Annotated in this window: 17 protein-coding genes and 1 tRNA gene; 13 read left to right on the forward strand and 5 right to left on the reverse strand. The window is 64.1% G+C overall.

The window, feature by feature from the left end; genetic code table 11:
- Nucleotides 1–82: 82 nt before the first annotated feature.
- A complete protein-coding gene (locus LPA35_RS01820) occupies nucleotides 83–796 on the forward strand; it encodes an SIMPL domain-containing protein (protein ID WP_228894680.1) in 714 nt (237 codons plus the stop codon).
- Nucleotides 797–917: 121 nt separating this feature from the next.
- On the opposite strand, the gene LPA35_RS01825 is transcribed toward LPA35_RS01820, so the two are convergent.
- On the reverse strand, nucleotides 918–1,700 hold the full coding sequence (locus tag LPA35_RS01825) for a 3-hydroxybutyrate dehydrogenase (protein ID WP_228894682.1): 783 nt from the start codon (nucleotides 1,698–1,700) through the stop codon (nucleotides 918–920).
- 115 nt (nucleotides 1,701–1,815) lie between these two features.
- Between LPA35_RS01825 and LPA35_RS01830 the strand changes: the two genes are divergently transcribed.
- The 4 genes from LPA35_RS01830 to LPA35_RS01845 all read left to right on the forward strand — a co-directional run bounded on the left by LPA35_RS01830 (nucleotide 1,816) and on the right by LPA35_RS01845 (nucleotide 5,680).
- On the forward strand, nucleotides 1,816–2,787 hold the full coding sequence (locus LPA35_RS01830; RefSeq protein WP_228894683.1) for an alpha/beta fold hydrolase: 972 nt from the start codon (nucleotides 1,816–1,818) through the stop codon (nucleotides 2,785–2,787).
- Nucleotides 2,784–5,000, forward strand: a complete 2,217-nt coding sequence (locus LPA35_RS01835; RefSeq protein WP_228894684.1) for a bifunctional (p)ppGpp synthetase/guanosine-3',5'-bis(diphosphate) 3'-pyrophosphohydrolase — start codon at nucleotides 2,784–2,786, stop codon at nucleotides 4,998–5,000. The genes LPA35_RS01830 and LPA35_RS01835 overlap by 4 nt, the downstream gene beginning before the upstream one ends.
- 114 nt (nucleotides 5,001–5,114) lie before the next feature.
- Nucleotides 5,115–5,191 (forward strand) — tRNA-Val (locus LPA35_RS01840).
- Nucleotides 5,192–5,236: 45 nt separating this feature from the next.
- Nucleotides 5,237–5,680, forward strand: coding sequence for a hypothetical protein (locus LPA35_RS01845; protein WP_228894685.1), 444 nt, complete (start codon nucleotides 5,237–5,239; stop codon nucleotides 5,678–5,680).
- Between the two features lie 87 nt (nucleotides 5,681–5,767).
- Here the strand turns inward: LPA35_RS01845 and LPA35_RS01850 are convergent, their stop codons facing one another.
- Nucleotides 5,768–6,856 (reverse strand): mechanosensitive ion channel family protein, encoded by a 1,089-nt coding sequence (locus tag LPA35_RS01850; protein ID WP_228894686.1) that lies wholly within the window; start codon nucleotides 6,854–6,856, stop codon nucleotides 5,768–5,770.
- 236 nt (nucleotides 6,857–7,092) lie between these two features.
- On the opposite strand from LPA35_RS01850, the gene phaR reads away from it, so the two are divergent.
- Together phaR and rimO are read left to right on the forward strand one after the other, a co-directional pair.
- Nucleotides 7,093–7,653, forward strand: coding sequence for a polyhydroxyalkanoate synthesis repressor PhaR (gene phaR, locus LPA35_RS01855; RefSeq protein WP_055402453.1), 561 nt, complete (start codon nucleotides 7,093–7,095; stop codon nucleotides 7,651–7,653).
- Nucleotides 7,654–7,834: 181 nt separating this feature from the next.
- A complete protein-coding gene (gene rimO / locus LPA35_RS01860; protein WP_121506860.1) occupies nucleotides 7,835–9,226 on the forward strand; it encodes a 30S ribosomal protein S12 methylthiotransferase RimO in 1,392 nt (463 codons plus the stop codon).
- A 132-nt stretch (nucleotides 9,227–9,358) separates the two neighbouring features.
- Here rimO and efp read toward each other — a convergent pair whose 3' ends face one another.
- The 3 genes from efp to LPA35_RS01875 all read right to left on the reverse strand — a co-directional run bounded on the left by efp (nucleotide 9,359) and on the right by LPA35_RS01875 (nucleotide 12,107).
- Nucleotides 9,359–9,913, reverse strand: coding sequence for an elongation factor P (gene efp / locus LPA35_RS01865; protein WP_008906801.1), 555 nt, complete (start codon nucleotides 9,911–9,913; stop codon nucleotides 9,359–9,361).
- Between the two features lie 140 nt (nucleotides 9,914–10,053).
- The gene (gene earP, locus LPA35_RS01870) at nucleotides 10,054–11,208 is read right to left on the reverse strand and encodes an elongation factor P maturation arginine rhamnosyltransferase EarP (RefSeq protein WP_228894687.1); all 1,155 of its coding nucleotides are present in this window, start codon (nucleotides 11,206–11,208) and stop codon (nucleotides 10,054–10,056) included.
- Entirely contained in the window at nucleotides 11,205–12,107 is a 903-nt protein-coding gene (locus LPA35_RS01875) for a LysR family transcriptional regulator (RefSeq protein ID WP_176885585.1), read from the reverse strand. The genes earP and LPA35_RS01875 overlap by 4 nt, the downstream gene beginning before the upstream one ends.
- Before the next feature lie 138 nt (nucleotides 12,108–12,245).
- Between LPA35_RS01875 and LPA35_RS01880 the strand changes: the two genes are divergently transcribed.
- The 6 genes from LPA35_RS01880 (at nucleotide 12,246) to pgsA (ending at nucleotide 19,220) form a co-directional block, all read left to right on the forward strand.
- Complete coding sequence (locus tag LPA35_RS01880; RefSeq protein ID WP_228894689.1) at nucleotides 12,246–13,451, forward strand: CaiB/BaiF CoA-transferase family protein; 1,206 nt, start codon at nucleotides 12,246–12,248, stop codon at nucleotides 13,449–13,451.
- Nucleotides 13,448–14,428: a hydroxymethylglutaryl-CoA lyase gene (locus LPA35_RS01885; protein ID WP_228894690.1), complete on the forward strand. Its 981-nt coding sequence runs from the start codon at nucleotides 13,448–13,450 to the stop codon at nucleotides 14,426–14,428. The genes LPA35_RS01880 and LPA35_RS01885 overlap by 4 nt, the downstream gene beginning before the upstream one ends.
- Before the next feature lie 46 nt (nucleotides 14,429–14,474).
- A complete protein-coding gene (locus tag LPA35_RS01890; RefSeq protein ID WP_228894692.1) occupies nucleotides 14,475–15,455 on the forward strand; it encodes a tripartite tricarboxylate transporter substrate binding protein in 981 nt (326 codons plus the stop codon).
- Between the two features lie 85 nt (nucleotides 15,456–15,540).
- The gene (locus LPA35_RS01895; RefSeq protein ID WP_228894693.1) at nucleotides 15,541–16,521 is read left to right on the forward strand and encodes a tripartite tricarboxylate transporter substrate binding protein; all 981 of its coding nucleotides are present in this window, start codon (nucleotides 15,541–15,543) and stop codon (nucleotides 16,519–16,521) included.
- Between the two features lie 97 nt (nucleotides 16,522–16,618).
- Nucleotides 16,619–18,610 carry an excinuclease ABC subunit UvrC gene (uvrC, locus tag LPA35_RS01900; protein WP_176885589.1) on the forward strand — a complete coding sequence of 664 codons (1,992 nt, stop codon included), beginning with the start codon at nucleotides 16,619–16,621 and terminating at the stop codon, nucleotides 18,608–18,610.
- A 43-nt stretch (nucleotides 18,611–18,653) separates the two neighbouring features.
- Complete coding sequence (pgsA, locus tag LPA35_RS01905; protein ID WP_055400785.1) at nucleotides 18,654–19,220, forward strand: CDP-diacylglycerol--glycerol-3-phosphate 3-phosphatidyltransferase; 567 nt, start codon at nucleotides 18,654–18,656, stop codon at nucleotides 19,218–19,220.
- Nucleotides 19,221–19,413: the final 193 nt, after the last annotated feature.

A 19,413-nucleotide genomic window follows, 5' to 3' on the forward strand; every position in this document is an offset into this window, starting at 1 on the left:
CAACGCGTGGGCAGTGCGGTTAAGGTGGTGCCCCGCATGGCCCGGCCCCGGGCCGTGCACCGATATCAAGGACACCTTTGTGATGAAAATTACTACTAAATTGATAGCTGCTGGCGTTTTGATTGCTTGCGCTGGTGCCTCTTTTGCTCAAAATTCTCCACCCCCCGAGCCGCGCAATGTCGTGCAGCTGTCGGCCACGGGCACGGTGGAGGTGCAGCAGGACCTGCTGGTGCTCAACCTTGCCACCAGCAAGGAGGCTGCCGACGCCGCCACGGTACAGACACAGCTCAAGCAGGCGCTGGACGCAGCCCTGGCTGAAGCCAAGCGCAACGCCCAGCCCGGACAGCTCGATGTGCGTACCGGCCCCTTCGGGCTGTACCCGCGTTATGGCAAGGACGGGAAGATCAACGGCTGGCAGGGCCGTGCCGAGCTGGTGCTGGAAGGCCGCGACTTCGCGCGCATCACGGCCACGGCCGGCAAGATCCAGACGCTGGCCATCAGCAATGTGGCTTTCGGCCTGTCGCGCGAGGCCCGGGCCAAGGTGGAGGGCGAAGCCCAGACCCAGGCCATCGAACAGTTCAAGGCACGCGCGGCTGAACTGGCCAAGGGTTTTGGCTTCAGCAACTACAGCCTGCGCGAGGTGGCGGTGAACAGCAATGAGATGGTGCCCGGGCCACGTCCGCGCATGATGGCCATGGAGGCCAAGGCGGGCTCGTTCTCTGATTCCGCCGTGCCGGTCGAAGCGGGCAAGGCCCAGGTCATCGTGAACGTGTCGGGTTCGGTGCAGATGCGCTGATTTTTTAGGAAATATTGGCCGCCAGCGCTTATCTGGTAAGCGCTGGCAGCTATCAATTTTGCAGTTTACCGGGCGCCTGTGCTGGCATGCCAACAGCGATCAGACGCTCGCGCGTGCTTTCTCACTGCGCTGCCCAGCCGCCATCCATGTTCCATGCCACGCCACGCACATTGTTGGCGGCGGGGGAGCAGAAGAACACAGCCAGCTCGCCCAGTTCTTCGGGCGTGGTGAACTGCATGGACGGCTCTTTTTCGCCCAGCAGCAGCTTCTTGGCGTCTTCGTTCGACAGGCCGTGTTCGGCCGCCTTGGCATCCACCTGTTTTTGCACCAGGGGCGTCAGCACCCAGCCAGGGCAGATGGCGTTGCAGGTCACGCCGCTGGTGGCGTTCTCCAGCGCCGTCACCTTGGTCAGACCCACGATGCCGTGTTTGGCCGCCACGTACGCAGCCTTCTGTGCCGAGCCCACCAGGCCGTGCACCGATGCCACGTTGATGATGCGGCCCCAGTTGGCACTCTTCATGGCCGGCAGCGCCAGGCGCGATGTGTGAAAGGCGCTTGTGAGGTTGATGGCGATCACTGCATCCCAGCGCTCCACGGGGAAGTCTTCCACATTGGCCACGTGCTGGATACCTGCGTTGTTCACCAGGATGTCCACGCGGCCGAACTGCGCGGCGCTGTACTTCATCATGTCCTCGATGTCGGCCACCCGGCTCATGTCTGCACCGTGGTAACCCACTTTGGCGCCAGCAGTTTCGCCAGCTGCCAGCACTTCGGCGCGGGGGCCATCCACATCGCCAAAGCCATTGAGCACGATGTTGGCACCCTGGCGGGCCAGCGCCTTGGCGATGCCAAGACCAATGCCACTGGTGGAGCCGGTGACGAGGGCGGTTTTGCCTTTCAGCATGTGAGTCTCTCCGAATGAATTACGATGCAACGCAAGAAAAAGTCGGCACGCATGAACGAACAATGGGTGCCGACGGCTCCTGCATTATCGAGCGCTGCCCCCGGATTTCGCACCCATGATTGAACCTACGCTGAACTACGTACTGTGCCCTGGCCCGGGGGCGCCTGTGGTGTCTTCCGGTAACTCCTCCGCATCTGCGGCTACACACCATCGCATGGCGTATTGGGAGTGGAATGCCACGGGCAACCCGGCGCATCCCCATGTGGTGGTCTGTGTGCATGGCCTCTCGCGCCAGGGGCGCGACTTCGACACCCTGGCCCGTGCGTTGAGCCAGCATGCCCGCGTGATCTGCCCCGACGTGGTCGGGCGCGGCCAGAGCGACTGGCTGGCTGACCCCATGGGCTATCAGATTCCCCAGTACGCCGCGGACATGCTGGCCATGCTGGCCCAGGTGCACCAGCAGGCACCCATCACCACCCTCGACTGGGTGGGCACCAGCATGGGGGGGCTCATTGGCATGGGCATTGCGGGCCAGCCGGGGCTGCCTTTGCCGGTGCCTGTGCGCAGGCTGGTACTCAACGACGTGGGCCCCGTCATCCAGTGGGAGGCCCTGCAGCGCATCGGCTTGTACCTGGGGCAACAGGCGCGGTTCGAGTCGCTCCAGCAGGCGGCCGACGCCATGTGGGCGATTTCCACCAGCTTTGGCCCCCATACACCCGAGCAGTGGCTGGACTTGTCGCGTGCCATGGTGCGCGCGTTGCCGGAATCTGCCGGTGGTGGCATCACGCTGCACTATGACCCGGCCATCGCGGTGCCGTTCAAAACACTCACGCAAGAGTCCGCAGTGGCTGGTGAGGCCATGCTGTGGCAACTGTATGACCACATCACGGCCCGCACCTTGCTGTTGCGAGGTGCACAGTCTGACCTGCTCTTTCGCGAAACCGCGCAGGCCATGGCGCAGCGCGGGCCCCGGGCACACGTGGTCGAATTTGAAGGCGTGGGGCATGCTCCCACGCTGGTGGCGGGAGATCAGGTGGCTGCGGTCACCGGCTTTTTGCTTTCGGCGGAAGGTGTTGTGGCCGGATGAAAACCTACCCTCCCGCACAGGCGTCCCACACCCCCCAGGCCGACGCTGTCCCCCAGCTCATTGCCGCTACCGCACACACCCTGCCTGAGCAGGTGAACGCGCTGGCGCGTGCGCGCGCGTTTGCCGAGCCCTTGATGGCTGGCGAAACGCTGGATTCCGGCGAAAACACGCTGGCCCACGCCGATGCCGTGGCTGCCATCCTCAAGGGCATTGGTGGTTCGGAGGCCATGCAGGCCGCCAGTTACCTGGTGCATGCGTGCATTCATCTGAACAAGCCTGAAGAGGTGATCGCCAAGGCCTTTGGTGCCAACTTTGCCGCGCTGGCGGTAGAGACCACCAAGCTCATGCGCGTGCAGCAGCAGGCCCGCACCGCAGAGCACCTGGAAGACCCCGCCGTGCAGACCGAGAACGTGCGCAAGATGCTGCTCGCCTTCTCGCGCGACCTGCGTGTGGTGATGCTGCGCCTGGCCTCGCGCCTGCAGACGCTGCGCTTTCATGCGGCCAGCAAGCGCCCCGTATCGCCCAGCCTGGCGCGCGAGTCGCTGCAGGTGTTTGCACCGCTGGCCAACCGCCTTGGTATCTGGCAGGTCAAGTGGGAGCTGGAGGACCTGTCCTTTCGCTTCCTGGAGCCCGATACCTACAAGGAAGTGGCCCGCCTGCTCGACGAAAAGCGGGGCGAGCGCGAGGTGTACATGGAGCAGCTGCGTGGGCGGCTGGAGGCCGATTTGCGCGCGCGCAGCATCAGCGCCAGCGTGCAGGGGCGCCCGAAGCACATCTACAGCATCGTCAAGAAGATGCGCGGCAAGTCGCTCAACTTCGATCAGGTGTTTGACATCCGCGCGCTGCGCGTGGTGGTGCCCACGGTGAAGGACTGCTACGCGGCCCTGAGCTGGGTGCACGAGCAGTTCAAGCCCATCGTGGAGGAGTTTGACGACTACATCGCCAAGCCCAAGCCCAATGGCTACCAGTCGCTGCACACCATCGTGCGCGACGACAACGGCAAGCCCATCGAGATCCAGATCCGTACCCAGGCCATGCACGACCATGCGGAGCACGGAGTGGCGGCGCACTGGGCCTACAAAGAGGCAGGCAGCAAGGGCTATGCAGGGGTTTCGGCCACGGGTGAATACGACGCCAAGATTGCGGTGCTGCGCCAGTTGCTGGCCTGGGAGCGCGATCTGTCGGGTGCCTTGCCCAACCGGGGCCTGTTTGAAGACCGCATCTACGTGCTGACCCCAGATGCTGCTGTGGTAGAGCTGCCCCAGGGCGCCACACCGGTGGACTTTGCGTATGCCGTGCACACGAGTGTCGGGCACCGTTGCCGGGGCGCCCGGGTGGACGGCGCGATGGTGCCGCTCAATACACCGCTGCAAAACGGACAGACGGTGGAGATATCCACCGTCAAGGAAGGCCGCCCCTCACGCGACTGGCTCAATGCTGAGCTGGGCTACCTCACCAGCAACCGCGCCAAAGCCAAGGTGCGAGCCTGGTTCAACGCCCAGGCCACGCACGAAACCGTGGCCCGTGGGCGCGAGGCGGTCGAAAAGCTGCTGCAGCGCGAGGGCAAGACTGCCATCAAGCTCGACGATCTGGCGGTGCAACTGGGCTTCAAGTCCGCCGATGCCTTGTTCGAAGTGGTGGGCAAGGATGAATTCTCGCTGCGCAACATCGAAACGGTGCTGCGACCGCCCGAGCCGGTTTTGCAGCCCGACGACTATTTGTTGCTCAAGAAAACACGCACCAACGATGCCGCACCCAAGGGCGGCGTGCTGGTGGTTGGCATTGACTCGCTGATGACCCAGCTGGCCAAGTGCTGCAAGCCAGCCCCGCCGGACCTGATCCGTGGTTTTGTCACGCGGGGCAAGGGCGTGAGCGTGCACCGGGCCGACTGCAGCAACTTCCGCGAAATGGCCGCACGCAGCATTGAGCGGGTGATCGATGTTGAGTGGGGCTCAACCTCCAAATCGGCTGCACTGGCTGCCGTGTACCCCGTGGACGTCGCCGTGGAAGCCGCCGACCGCCAGGGCCTGCTGCGCGATATCTCCGAAGTCTTTGCGCGCGAAAAGACCAATGTGATCGGCGTGCAGACGCAGTCGGTGAAAGGCACGGCGTGGATGACCTTCACGGTGGAGGTTGCCGATTCGGGCCGGCTGAACAAGGTGTTGGGCATCGTGGCCGGCGTGCCCGGTGTGCGCTCCGCGCGCAGACGCTGAGTGGCGGGACGGTAGGCATGGAACAAGAGCCACGAACATCTCTTTGCCGTTTGCTGTGCTGTTTTGATCGAGGCACCCGATTTTTATGGCTATAATCGTGGTCTAAACAACGACAGGCGCGTAGCTCAGCTGGTTAGAGCACCACCTTGACATGGTGGGGGTCGTTGGTTCGAGTCCAATCGCGCCTACCAAGTTTTTCCCTGAAGGAAACCAGCTTTCAGACCACTGAAAAACTTGTGGAAACCTTGACCAGGTTTCAAAAAGCACAAAGCCACCTTTTTACAGGTGGCTTTTTCTTTGGTCGCGCTCGAATCAGTCCTCTTTTTTATGCGATGTCGGGCGTCGCGGTCGTTCATCGCCCTGGGGATACCGACGAACTTCTTTGTTGGCTCCTTGCACCCATTGAGTTCACCGAGGGTGACGGCGCCTGCGTGTCTGGCGGCAAATCAATGAATTGGTTTTTGTCTGACACGAAGACGCACGGGGGCGCGATAACTTTGGTGCCTTCAAAGAGAAGGGATGCCACCATGAACGCTCCATCCAATTCTTCAAGTGTCCATCAGGGTTTTGTGGACACTGATCCTGAACTGGGTCTGTACGACATCCGGATCTTCTGGCTTGCTGCTCTCGCCGCCATCGTTGCGGTGCTTGCCGTGGCGTACTTCAAGATGGGCTATTGAGGAAGAATGCCCATGTTCCGGCATGGTTGCTACCGTGGAGAAATCCGGCGGGGCTTCTTGTGGGTGCACCCATAGCGCTGCCTTGGCTCAGGCCTTCAACGGGGGCTCTTGCTCGAGCGGTCTCGTCGGTGCTTCAGCCCCCTGTGCAGGCACACGCACTTGTGGAAGGCAGTCCGGGTATTCGCGTTGGATGAAGGTCACAAGCGCTTCGCGCACCCGGCACCGCAGGTCGAACGCCAGGCTGGATGATCGTGCGGAGACCAGCACGCGGATCTGGATGGTGCGCTCGGTCACATCGGTGAGCTGCAGCACGTTCACTCGCCTGTCCCACTCTGGTGCGGTTTCCAGCACCCGCTGCAATTCGGCCCGCAGCGGGTCCAGCGGCAGGCGATAGTCGGCAAACAGGAAAACGGTTCCCAGGATTTCAGAGCTGGTGCGTGTCCAGTTTTGAAACGGGTTTTCTATAAACCACTGCAGCGGAATGATCAAGCGCCGCTCGTCCCAGATGCGCAGCACCACATAGGTGCTGGTGATTTCTTCTACCCGCCCCCATTCCCCTTCGACGATGAGCACATCGTCGATACGGATGGGCTGGGCCAGTGCGATCTGCAGGCCGGCGATCATGTTGCTGAAGACCGGGCGCGCTGCAATGCCCGCCACAATCCCCACCACCCCGGCCGACGCGAGCAAACTGGCACCTACTTGCCGGGCCCCTGGAAAAGTCATGAGCATGAGCGCGAGGCCCGCCATCACCACACCGGTCATCGCCGTGCGCGACAGCACGCGTGCCTGGGTGGCGATGCGTCGGGCGGTGAGGTTGTTTTCCACATCTGCGGGGTGTTGGGCAATGACGCCATTGGCCAGGCCGCCAATTGCGGCAATCAGCAGCCAGCAGGCCCCGCCAATCACCGCCAGGCCATTGAGATGGCGGATACCGCCGATGTACGGCAGATCATCGCTGGCGGCTTGCCATACCAGTTGCAGCGCGATCAACGGCAGCAGAATCCGCATGACCGGTATGCATGCCAGCACCACGGTCTGCACCACGGGGAGGGGGGTTGTTGCGCGGCGCAGAATGATGGCGACCATCCGATGGGCGATGGCTGCCAAGGTCGTGGCAAACAAGGCCGCTACCGCCGTAGCGAGCCAGGGGGAGAGCTGCAAACTTTCGAGCATCGTGTGGAAAAGAGGGCAAACGCCCACTATCGCACCGGCAAACGTATTCAGCTGTCAGACGGTGCGCCGCATCGGTGGATGGGCGGGTGCAGGCCTGTGACGGCTGCGCCTAGCGTGGTGAAGCTACCGGGCTTGGCAAGTGTCACCCCGGCGACAGTGGCGCGCAGCTAGTCATCAGGGTATTCCTTTGCTGGTGCCGGGCTGCCCGTTCCCTAGAATGTGCTGCACTGCAATACATGGGCTTCCAGCCCGAGGAGTTCGTCGTGTCCGAACAGAAAAGTGCCGCGCCCAAGTCGGCGCAGCGTGTCATCAAAAAATACCCCAATCGCCGTCTGTACGACACAGACACCTCCACCTACATCACCCTGGCCGAGGTGCGCCAGCTGGTCATGGCCAACCAGCAGGTGGTAGTGCGCGACGCCAAAACGGGCGAAGACCTCACGCGCAGCATTCTGCTGCAGATCATTCTGGAAGAAGAGGCCGGTGGCGCACCCATGTTCACCGAGGCGGTGCTGGCCAACATCATCCGTTTTTATGGCCATGCCATGCAGGGTTTCATGGGCGCGTACCTGGAGAAGAACGTACAGGCGTTTACCGACGTTCAGGCCAAGCTGGCCGAGCAGTCGCAGAGCGTGACGCCAGAGATGTGGGCCCAGTTCATGAGCCTGCAATCGCCCATGCTCAAGGGCATGATGGGCAACTATGTGGAGCAGTCGCAGTCCATGCTCACGCAGATGCAGGAGCAGATGCAAAAGCAGACGGAGCAGATGCTGGGCGCGTTTGGACTCAAGCGGTAGCCTCCCTGAGCCGCTTCGCGGCTTCCCCCTAGGGAGACGCCACCAGCGCGGCGGGGCGGCCCTTGCGCGGTGGCCGCTGGCCTAGGATCGCGCCAGTTTCATAGGTCGCGGCGAGTCGCAGGCATTGCAGGCAATTGCCCGTCCCACCGGTCTGACGCCGGAACTGGGACAATACGGGGATATGAGCGAAGCAATTGCCCCCACCAAAACACCCAAAGTCGGATTCGTCAGCCTGGGCTGCCCCAAGGCGCTGACCGATTCCGAGTTGATTCTCACGCAGCTGAGCGCGGAGGGTTACGAAACCTCCAAGACCTTCCAGGGCGCGGACCTGGTCATCGTCAACACCTGCGGCTTCATTGACGACGCCGTCAAGGAAAGCCTGGACACCATTGGCGAAGCCTTGGCCGAGAACGGCAAGGTCATCGTCACCGGCTGCCTGGGCGCCCGCACGGGCGACGACGGCGGCAACATGGTGCGCCAGATGCACCCCAGCGTGCTGGCCGTGACCGGTCCGCATGCCACGCAAGAGGTGATGGATGCCGTCCACCTGAACCTGCCCAAGCCGCACGACCCGTTTGTGGACCTGGTGCCGGGCAGCTTTGGTATTGCGGGCATCAAGCTCACGCCCAAGCACTATGCGTACCTCAAGATCAGCGAAGGCTGCAACCACCGTTGTACCTTCTGCATCATCCCGTCCATGCGCGGCGACTTGGTGTCGCGACCCATTGGCGATGTGCTCAGCGAGGCCAAAGCCCTGTTTGAAGGTGGCGTCAAGGAGTTGCTGGTCATCAGCCAGGACACGTCGGCCTACGGTGTGGATGTGAAGTACCGCACCGGCTTCTGGGACGGCAAGCCGGTCAAGACGCGCATGCTGGAGCTGGTGCAGACGCTGGGCGAGATCGCCGAGCCCTACGGCGCCTGGGTGCGGCTGCACTACGTGTACCCGTACCCCAGCGTGGACGAGGTGATCCCGCTCATGGCCACGGGCCGCGTGCTGCCCTACCTGGATGTGCCTTTCCAGCACAGCCACCCCGACGTGCTCAAGCGCATGAAGCGCCCGGCCAGCGGCGAGCGCAACCTCGAGCGCATCCAGCGCTGGCGCGAGGCCTGCCCCGAGATCGTGATCCGCAGCACCTTTATCGCCGGCTTCCCTGGCGAGACGGAAGAAGAGTTCCAGCACCTGCTCGATTTTGTGCGCGAGGCGCAGATCGACCGTGCGGGCTGCTTTGCCTACAGTGATGTGACGGGTGCTGCTGCCAATGAGCTGCCGGGCATGTTGCCTCTGGAAGTGCGCGAAGAGCGCCGTGCCCGCTTCATGGCTGTAGCCGAAGAGGTGTCGATTGCCAAGCTGCAGCGCCGCGTGGGGGCCACCATGCAGGTGCTGGTGGATTCGGCTCCCGGCCTGGGCCGCAAGGGCGGTGTGGGCCGCACCTATGCGGATGCGCCCGAGATCGACGGCACCGTGCAGCTGCTGCCGCCCGAGAAGATCAGCAAAACCATGAAGGTGGGCGAGTTCACCAAGGCGCGCATTGTCGGCGTGCGTGGGCACGATCTGGTGGCGCAACCCATTTGATAGCTATGTAATTGATAGCTATCTGCGCTTTGTAGATAAGCGCTGGCGGCTAAAAATACCATGAAAAAAGGCTTCCCAGGGGAAGCCTTTTTTGTGGTCGTTCTACCGCAAGGGAGAACTGCGCAGGGCAGCTTACACGCGCTTGCGGTATTCGCCGGTGCGGGTGTCGATTTCGATCTTGTCGCCTTGGCTGACAAACAGGGGCACGGGCACTTCAAAGCCGGTGGCGATCTTGGCAGGCTTCATGACCTTGCCGGAGGTGTCGCCCTTGACGGCGGGTTCCGTCCAGGTGATTTCACGCTCGACGCTGGTGGGCAGTTCGACTGAGATGGCCTTGCCGTCGTAGAACACCACTTCCACGGTCATGCCGTCTTCCAGGTAGTTCAGCGAGTCGCCCATGTTTTCGGCTTCCACTTCGTACTGGTTGTACTCGGTGTCCATGCACACGTACATGGGGTCGGCGAAGTAGGAGTAGGTGCACTCCTTCTTGTCCAGGATCACGTTGTCGATCTTGTCGTCGGCCTTGAACACGACTTCGGTGCCGAAGTTGCCGATCAGGCTCTTGAGCTTCATGCGCACGGTGGCTGCACCGCGGCCGCCGCGGGCGTATTCGGTCTTCAGGACCACCATGGGGTCCTTGCCGTGCATGATGACGTTGCCGGCGCGGATTTCTTGAGCGATTTTCATAGCAAGTTGCTTGGGTTGGGGCCGCTCAACGCGCGGGCTGGCAAACCGCCTGGTTTGCGCGCCGGTGCATGTTCTGCGGCGAAAGTGCGCGGGGTGGTGGCACTGCTGTGCCGTACCTGATTTGCGCAAAGCCTCGGATTTTACCGTTTTTCGGCGACAAAGCCCAAAAGTTGTGCGACGAGGTTGTCCTGCATCAGCAGGCGCGCACGGGCGGCCTGGGTGCAGGCCGTCCACTCGGCCAGGGTGTCGTCGCCGGGCCATTGCAGCGGCTCGGCGTCCAGTCCGTTCCAGGTCGCGTGGAACTGCCGCAGCGATGCGGGGGCCTGCAGCCAGTCCAGAAACGCCCAGAGCTTGTCGTGGTGCGCGTTGTCATGCTGCGGGTAGATCTGCCACACAAACGCCTGGCCCGCCCACAGCGCCCGCACCAGCGAGTCCTCGCCGCGTACGGCGTTGAAGTCACAGGCCCAGAGCATCTCGTCAAACGCAGGCTGGGGGCGGTGGGGTAGATATGAAATTGATAGCTGCTCGCGCTTGTCAGATAAGCGCTGGAGACCCTTTTGACCGATTTTTTGATCACAGCCCTCAGCCAATGCAGCCCGCACGGCGGCCGTGGGGCGGCCCGGAGTCACCAGCAACTGCGTGGGCCGTGTCTGGCCGTGCCGCAGCAGCTCCGGCAAGGCGGCGGGTTCGTAGCAGAACAGCGAAACCCAGCGCTGCTCGGCGCAACCATCGCCCAGCCCGAAGGCGGCGGCGTGTTCTGCACGCCAGGCGCTGCGGTCAAACGCCTCGCGCCGTGCCATCAGGTCGGGTTCGCGCAGCAAGCCGCCCGTGCCGGGCGTGAAGCCAGGGTAGAAGAACCAGCGCGTCCACCCTGCGGCGGGGCCGGACAGGATGGGCGACGGCAGCCTGTGGTTGCGCTCCACGTAAGCTTCTGCCGACAGGTATTCCAGGTTGATCCAGACTGGTTTGGAGGATTTTTGGCCTCTAGCGCTTGATGGATAAGCGCTATAAGCTATGAATTCAGGAGCAATGTCGCAGCCGAAGGCCTCCACCATCACATCGGGGGCGGGTTCATCAGGGCTCGGTGGTGGCGAACCCCAGGCGCGCAACTCCACGCCGGGGCAGCCTTGGGGCGCCATCCACTGCAGGGCCGAAGCGTCGTCCACCCACAGGCGCACGCGGTGGCCCAGCGCGGCCAGTTGCGCCACGAGGCGCCAGCACACGCCGATGTCGCCAAAGTTGTCGATCACGCGGCAAAACACATCCCACTGGAGCGGGGGCAGGGGGCGGCTCATGGTGATGGCCCCGTTGGCTGCGCGCGCAGGTGCTCCACCAGCAGCCGGGCAACGCTGGAGAGCGATTCTTCAGACCGCACACACAGTGCCAGCCGCCGCTGCGCCCAGGGCTCGTTCAGCGTGACGGTGCGGATGGCCAGCGTGCCCCGGTACAGCGCGGCGCTGCCACGGGGCATCACGCCCACACCCAGGCCCGCGTTGACCATGAGGCACAGCGCGTCGTAGCTCGTCACCTGCATGCGCAGGCGCAGTGGCAGGCCCGCCTCGGCGGCCGCGCGGGTCAGTTGGTTGTTGATGGCGCTGCCCGGGTGCGCGCCCACAAAGTCAAAAGGCAGGGCGTCTGCCAGGCGCACGGACTTGCGCCGCACCAGCGCGTGGCCGGTGGGTACCACCAGCACCAGTTCGTCGGTGCGGTAGGGCAGCAGCGTCACGCGTTCGCCGTAGCTGCCTTCGTTGAGGATGCCCACGTCGGCGGCGTTCTCGGCCACGGACTGGGCAATCGCGGTGCTGATCTGCTCCTGCAGCCGCACATCCACCTGAGGGTGTTGCTCCAAAAAGCTCTGCAACTCGGCGGGTAAAAACTGCGTGATGGCCGAAATATTGGCCACCACACGCACATGGCCGCGCACGCCCGTGCCGTAGTCGCGCATCTGCGTGGCGATGCCGTCCAGGTCGTTCAGCACACCGCGCGCCAGGTTCAGCAGCGCAAACGCGGCGGCGGTGGGCTCGGTGCCTTTGTTGCTGCGGGTGAACAAGGCCACCTGCAGCGCGTCTTCCAAGTCGGCCAGGCGGCGGCTGACGGCCGATGCGGCCAGGTGCTCGCGCGCGGCGGCAGCGGCGATGGTGTTTTCTTCCATCACGGCAACGAACAGGCGCAGGGAGACGGGGTCGAGTTTCATGGGGCACCGATGGTAGCAAGCCGCTTGTTTGCCATGCCGGATTGCGATGGTGGCTTGTTGCTTGAGCGTTTTGCAGGAGGGCCGCAGGTGCGCATCATTCCCGCCCAGCATCACCGCCCGCAGGAGACACACATTTCCATGGATTCCATTGCATCCCCCGCCGCACTGCAAGGCGTGCGCGTCATCGAAATGGGCCAGCTGATTGCCGGGCCGTTCTGCGGCAAGACGCTGGGCGAGTTTGGCGCCGACGTGATCAAGATCGAGGCGCCCGAGTCGGGCGACCCGCTGCGCAACTGGCGCCTGATCAAGGAAGGCACCTCCGTCTGGTGGCAGGTGCAGTCGCGCAACAAGCGCTCGGTGGCGCTGGACCTGCGGCAAAAGGAGGGGCAGGACATCGCTCGCCAGCTGATCGCCGAGGCCGATGTGCTGGTCGAAAACTTCCGCCCCGGCACGCTCGAAGGCTGGGGCATGTCGCCCGAGGAACTGCACGCGCTCAACCCCGGCCTGGTCATGCTGCGCATCTCGGGCTACGGCCAGACCGGGCCGTACCGCGACCTGCCGGGCTTTGGTGCCATTGGCGAGGCCATGGGCGGCCTGCGCCACCTGACGGGCGAGCCCGGTCGCGTGCCGGTGCGCGTCGGGGTGTCGATTGGCGACACGCTCGCCGCGCTGCACGGCACCATCGGCGTGCTCACGGCGCTGTACCACCGCAAGGTCAACGGCGGCAAAGGCCAGGTGATTGACGTGGCGCTGCACGAGGCGGTGTTCAACGTGATGGAAAGCCTGATCCCCGAATACAGCGCCTTTGGTGCCGTGCGCGAGGCGGCGGGCAGCGCGCTGCCGGGCATTGCGCCGAGCAACGCCTACCCCTGCACGGACGGCTGGGTGCTGGTGGCGGGCAATGGCGACAGCATTTTCAAGCGGCTGATGGATGCCATCGGCCGGCCCGACCTGGGCGCCGCGCCGGACCTGGCCAACAACACCGGCCGCGTGGCCCGCGTGGAAGAGATCGACGCCGCGATCGGCGTCTGGAGCGCGCAGCGCACTGTGCAGCAGGTGCTGGATGCATTGGGCGCCGCCCGCGTGCCGGCGGGCAAGGTCTACACCGCCAAGGACATCGCCGAAGACCCCCACTACCGCGCACGCGGCATGCTGCTGACCCAGCAGACGCGCGACGGCTACAGCGTGGAAGTACCGGGCATCGTGCCCAAACTCTCGGGCACGCCCGGAACCATCCGCAGCAGTGCTCCGCACCTGGGCGATGACACCGATGCGGTGCTTGCCGACGCGGGGTTGACGGCCGAACAGATCGCCCTGCTGCGCAACAAGGGGGTCATTCAATGAGTGCATCCAACACCGTGTGGCAAGGCGCGAACCGCCGCATCCACATGCAGGAGGTCGGCCTGCGCGACGGCCTGCAGATGGAGAAGGCCTTTGTGCCCACGGCCGACAAGATCGCGCTGTGCAATGCGCTTTCGGCAGCGGGCCTGTCCAAGATCGAGGTGACTTCGTTCACATCGCCCACCGCCATTCCCGCGCTGAAAGACGCCGAGGTCGTCATGCGCGAGATCACGCGAAGCCCGGGCACCGTCTACACCGCGCTGGTGCCCAATCTGCGCGGCGCCGAGCGCGCCATCGAGTCGCGCACGGATGAGCTGAACCTCGTCATGTCGGTCAGCGCCACGCACAATCTGGCCAACCTGCGCATGACGCAGGAACAGTCGTTCGCGGCGCTGGCGCAGGTGATCGCGCTGGCGCAGGGCGCCAATGTGGCGGTGAATGTGTCGCTGTCCTGCGTGTTCGGCTGCCCCATGGAAGGTGATGTGGCCCAGGCCGACGTGTTCGGCTGGGTGCAGCGTTTTGTGGATATGGGCGTGCGTGGCATCACGCTGTGCGACACCACGGGCATGGCCTACCCCACGCAGGTGCACCAGCTCACGGCGGCGGCCCGCGCGCGCTGGCCGGGTGTGGAGTTCACGCTGCACTTTCACAACACGCGCGGCATGGGCCTTGCCAACGTGCTGGCAGCCATCGACGCGGGTGCGGACCGGTTCGATGCCTCGCTGGGCGGCCTTGGCGGCTGCCCCTATGCGCCGGGCGCCAGCGGCAATGTGTGCAGCGAAGAGATCGTGCATGCGCTGGCGCTGATGGGCTACGACACGGGCGTGGACCTGGCCCGGCTGGTGGCAGCGGCGCAGCAGTTGCCTGTGCTCATCGGCCACGACATTCCGAGTCAGATCGCCAAGGCGGGTCCGCGCCTGGCGCTGCATTCGGTACCTGCGGATTTCGACGCCATCCGCGAAAGAGCGCTTTCGCGTTGAATGCGGGCGAGCCTGCATTCATTCACAACCACAGGAGACAAAAGCCATGACATTTCAAACGATGCTGTCCCGCCGACTCTTCACGGCTGCTATGTTGTGCTCTGCTGCCTTGGCAGCAGGCGCGCAGGACAAGTACCCGTCCAAGCCCATCACCGTGGTCGTGCCCCAGGCTGCGGGAGGCGCCAATGACGCCATTGCGCGCGTGGTGGCGCAAAAGCTCGGCGAGCAACTGGGCCAGAGCGTGATCGTGGAAAACCGTCCTGGTGCGGGAGGCACCCTGGCCACGGGCACCACGGCCCGCGCGCGCAACGATGGCTACACCCTGCTTCTGACGGCCGACAGCGCCCATGTGATTGGCCCCGCGCTGTACAAGAACCCCGGCTTTGACCCGGTGAAGGATTTTGCCCCCGTGGCCCCTGTCGCCACGGCCGGTTATGTGCTGGTGGCGCACCCGTCTTTTCCCGCCAACAACGTGGCCGAGCTGGTGAACTTGGCCAAGGCCAGCCCTGGCAAGTATTCGATTGCCTCGGCGGGCAACGGCACGCTGAACCACCTGATCGGCGAGATGCTGCAAAAGGCCGCTGGCATCCAGCTGCAGCACATTCCGTACAAGGGCTCTGCCGCAGCCGCCACCGACGTGGTGGGCGGGCAAGTGCCGCTGTCGGTGCAAAGCCTGCCGTCGGCCATTGCCTTCATCAAGGCGGGCAAGCTCAAGGTGCTGGGCGTGGTCAATGAAAAGCGCGTGGCTGCGCTGCCCGATGCGCCCACCATTGGCGAGACGATCAAGGGCTTTGGCCAGGCGCCCTGGTACGCGCTGTTTGCCCCGGCCGGCACGCCCGCGCCCATCGTGGCGCAACTGCAGGCCGAGGCGGCCCGGGCGCTGGAGCACAAGGACGTGGTGGACAAGCTGGCTACCGTGGGCTGTGAACCCTTCAAGGGCACGGCAGCCCAACTGGCGGCGCTGGTGCAGTCCGACCTGCCCAAGTGGAGCCGCGTGGTGAAGGACACCGGCGCCACCGTGGATTGAGCGCCCGAGATGGCTATGGCGGGTGCTGGCTGCCCAGCCGCCGCCCCGGAACGATATTCAACAACAGAGAAAGCGGAGACATCGCATGAACCTGCATCGCAAGCAATTCACGTCCCTGGCCCTGGCGGCCATCGCCACCGGCTTTTGGGGTTCTGCCCTGGCGCAAGGCGCCTACCCTACCAAGACCGTGACCATGGTGGTGCCCACCGCCGCAGGTGGCACCACCGACCTGTCGGCCCGGATGCTGGCCCAGGCCCTGGCGCCGGTGCTGGGCCAGTCGGTCATCGTGGACAACAAGGGCGGTGGCAACGGCAATATTGCCGCCAGCATCGTCAAACGCGCCGAGCCCGATGGCTACACCGTGTTCATGCAGTACTCGGGCTACCACGTCATCTCGCCCCACATCACCAAACAAAAGCAGTGGGACCAGGCCGACTTTCAGCCCGTGGCCAACGTGATCTCGGCCCCGCAGATCATCGTGGTGCGCAACGACCTGCCCGTGAAGACGCTGCCTGAGCTGATGGCCTATGCCAAGGCCAACCCCGGCAAGCTCAATTACGCCTCATCGGGCAATGGCTCGCTGCAGCATGTCACGGGCGCCATGCTGGAGCAGCAGGGCGGCATCAAGATGGTCCACGTGCCCTACAAAGGCACGGGCCCCGCACTGCAGGACCTGCTGGGTGGGCAGGTGGACCTGACCTTTGGCACCGCGCCTCCGTTCATGCCCCACATCGCCAGCGGCAAGCTGCGCGTGCTGGCCGTGACGGGCAAGCAGCGGCTGCCCAGCCTGCCCGATGTGCCCACCACGGCCGAGGCGGGTTACCCCAAGGTCGATGCCACGTCGTGGTTCGCGTTGTTTGTGCCCGCTGCGGTGCCCAAGCCGGTGGTGGACAAGCTCACTGCCGACATCCGCACCGTGGTGCAAAGCGCAGCCTTCCAGCAAAAGGCGCTGGAGCAGGGCGCCACGGCCGACTACCAGACCCCGGCGCAGCTGGGTGACAAGGTCAAGGCGGACCTTGCCAACTGGGCGCAGGTGGTGAAAAGCGCGAAGATCGAAGCAGAGTAGTGGTCAAATTGGCTGCTAGCGCTTGATGTGTAAGCGCTAGCAGCTATTTTTTTCATAGTACACAGGCCAGGCTGCGCGCGGGGCCACAATACGCGCCATGTCCCATTCCGAAGAACTGCTGGCGCAGGTGGCTGCGCTGCCCGCGCTGCCGGGCGTGTACCGCTATTTCGACGCCCAGGGCGCGCTGCTGTATGTAGGCAAGGCGCGCCACCTCAAGCGGCGCGTGTCGAGCTACTTCACCAAGAACCATGGCGGCACGCGCATCGGCCACATGGTCAGCAAGATCGTGCGCATGGAGACCACGGTGGTGCGCTCCGAGGCCGAGGCGCTGCTGCTGGAAAACAACCTCATCAAGACGCTGAACCCCAAGTTCAACATCCTGTTCAGGGACGACAAGAGCTATCCCTATCTCAAGATCACAGGCACGCCCACGGCCAGCGGCAATGCGCCCGCCCAAGTGTTTCCGCGCATGGCTTATTACCGGGGTGCGGTCGATAAGAAGCACCGCTATTTCGGTCCGTACCCCAGCGCCTGGGCGGTCAAGGAAACCATCCAACTGCTGCAAAAGGTGTTTCGCCTGCGTACCTGCGAAGACACGGTGTTTGCCAACCGCACGCGGCCCTGCCTGCTATTCCAGATCAAGCGCTGCACCGGGCCTTGTGTGGACTTGATCTCGCCCGAGGCCTATGCAGCCGACGTGCAGCATGCCGAGGCACTGCTGCGCGGCGAAACGCAGGAGGTGCTAAAGGCCATGGAGGTGCGGATGATGGCGCATTCCGACAGGCTTGAATTTGAGCAGGCCGCCGATGTGCGCAACCAGATCCAGGCGCTGTCGCGGGTGCTGCACCAGCAGTCCATCGAGATTGCGGACGACAAGGATGTGGACATCTTGGCCGTACGCGTGCAAGGCGGCCGCGCCTGTGTGAACCTGGCCATGGTGCGCGGCGGGCGGCATCTGGGAGACCGGCCGTATTTCCCGGTGCATGTGGAAGACGCTGCCGCCGTGTTCGAGGAAGAGGGCGGTGACGGCACCGATGAGAATACTCCGGCCGCGCCCTTTCGCCGGGTCGAGGTGCTGGTGCTCGAAGCGTTCATCGCCCAGCATTACATCGGCGTGCCGGTGCCGCCGGTGCTGGTCACCAGCGAACCAGTGGACAAGGCGTTGCTGGAGGCACTGGGCGACCAAAGTGGTGTGCGCGTGACCGCCATCCACCAGCCGCGCGAACAGCGCCGCGCCTGGCTGGACATGGCGCAAAAGAATGCCGACCTGCAACTGGCCCGCCTGCTGGCCGAAGAGGGCTCGCAACAGGCGCGCACGCGTGCCCTGGCCGAGGCGCTGGATCTGCCGCCCGAAGATCTGGACCAGCTCACCATCGAGTGTTTTGACATCTCGCACACGGCGGGTGAATCCACCCAGGCATCGTGCGTGGTGTTCCATCACCACAAGATGCAGAGCAGCGAATACCGCCGCTACAAAATCGAAGGCATTACGGGCGGCGACGACTATGCCGCCATGCGCCAGGTGCTGACGCGCCGCTACAGCAAGGTGGCCGAGGCCGCGCGCGAAGCTGGGGGCATCGACTTTGCGGCCAACCCCGCGCCCGGGGGTGAAGAGCCTACCAAGCCCAAAGGTGTGGCACGCCTGCCCGATCTGGTGCTCATCGACGGTGGCAAGGGCCAGGTGGGCGTGGCGCGCGAGGTGTTCACCGCGCTGGGGCTGGATCTGACCCGCATCGTGGGCGTGGAAAAGGGCGAGGGCCGCAAGGTGGGTCTGGAAGAGCTGGTGTTTGCAGATGGCCGCGAGAAGGTCTACCTGGGCAAGGACTCGGCGGCGCTGATGCTGGTGGCGCAGATCCGCGACGAGGCCCACAGGTTTGCCATCACCGGCATGCGCGCTGCACGGGCCAAGGTGCGGGTGGGTGGTGGTCAGCTCGAAGAAATTGCGGGGGTGGGCCCCAAGAAGCGTGCACGGCTGCTGCAGCGTTTTGGCGGGGTGCGCGGTGTGGCTGCGGCCAGTGTGGAGGACCTGGTCACCGTGGACGGCATCTCGCGTGAGCTGGCCGAAGAGATCTATCGCGCCTTGCGTTGAGTCCCCGGCCGGACTGCTCGCCCTGCCGTGACACAATCGACCCATGTTCTGGACTATCCCCACCTTGATGACCTGGACGCGCATCGTCGCGATACCTTTGATCGTGGGGGTGTTCTACGCGCCGCTGGACCCGGCCACGCGCAACCTCATTGCCACCGTGATGTTTGTGGTGTTCGCAGCCACCGACTGGCTGGACGGCTACCTGGCCCGCAAACTGAACCAGACCTCGTCGTTTGGCGCCTTTCTGGACCCGGTGGCCGACAAGTTTCTGGTGTGTGCATCGCTGCTGGTGCTGGTGCATCTGCAGCGCGCCGATGTGTTCGTTGCGCTCATCATCATCGGCCGCGAGATCGCCATATCAGCCCTGCGCGAGTGGATGGCACAGATCGGCGCGAGCAAGAGCGTTGCTGTGCACATGATCGGCAAGGTCAAGACCACGGTGCAGATGGTGGCCATCCCCTTCCTTCTTTATGACGGGCGCCTGTTCGGCGTCATCGATACCGGCGTGTGGGGCACCTGGCTCATCTGGGCCTCGGCTGTGCTCACGGTCTGGTCGATGGTGTACTACCTGCAAAAGGCATTGCCAGAAATCCGGGCGCGTGTGAAGTAGCAGGAGTGGGGCGCGCGCATCCTTTCGGTGGTTTTGCGGATGAATGCGAGGGACTGTGGCCTGCGCTGCATTGTCGGAACTGGGGTGTCAATACGGAGTGCTGCCCATACGGCGTGTTTGAGACAAAAACGCCCCACAAGCCCTGTCGCAGCGTGAAATACGACTAGAATTCACCCCAACGCTGCGCCAAACC

This window comes from Acidovorax sp. Leaf73, from assembly GCF_916855635.1.
Taxonomy (GTDB): Bacteria; Pseudomonadota; Gammaproteobacteria; order Burkholderiales; family Burkholderiaceae_C; genus Acidovorax; species Acidovorax facilis.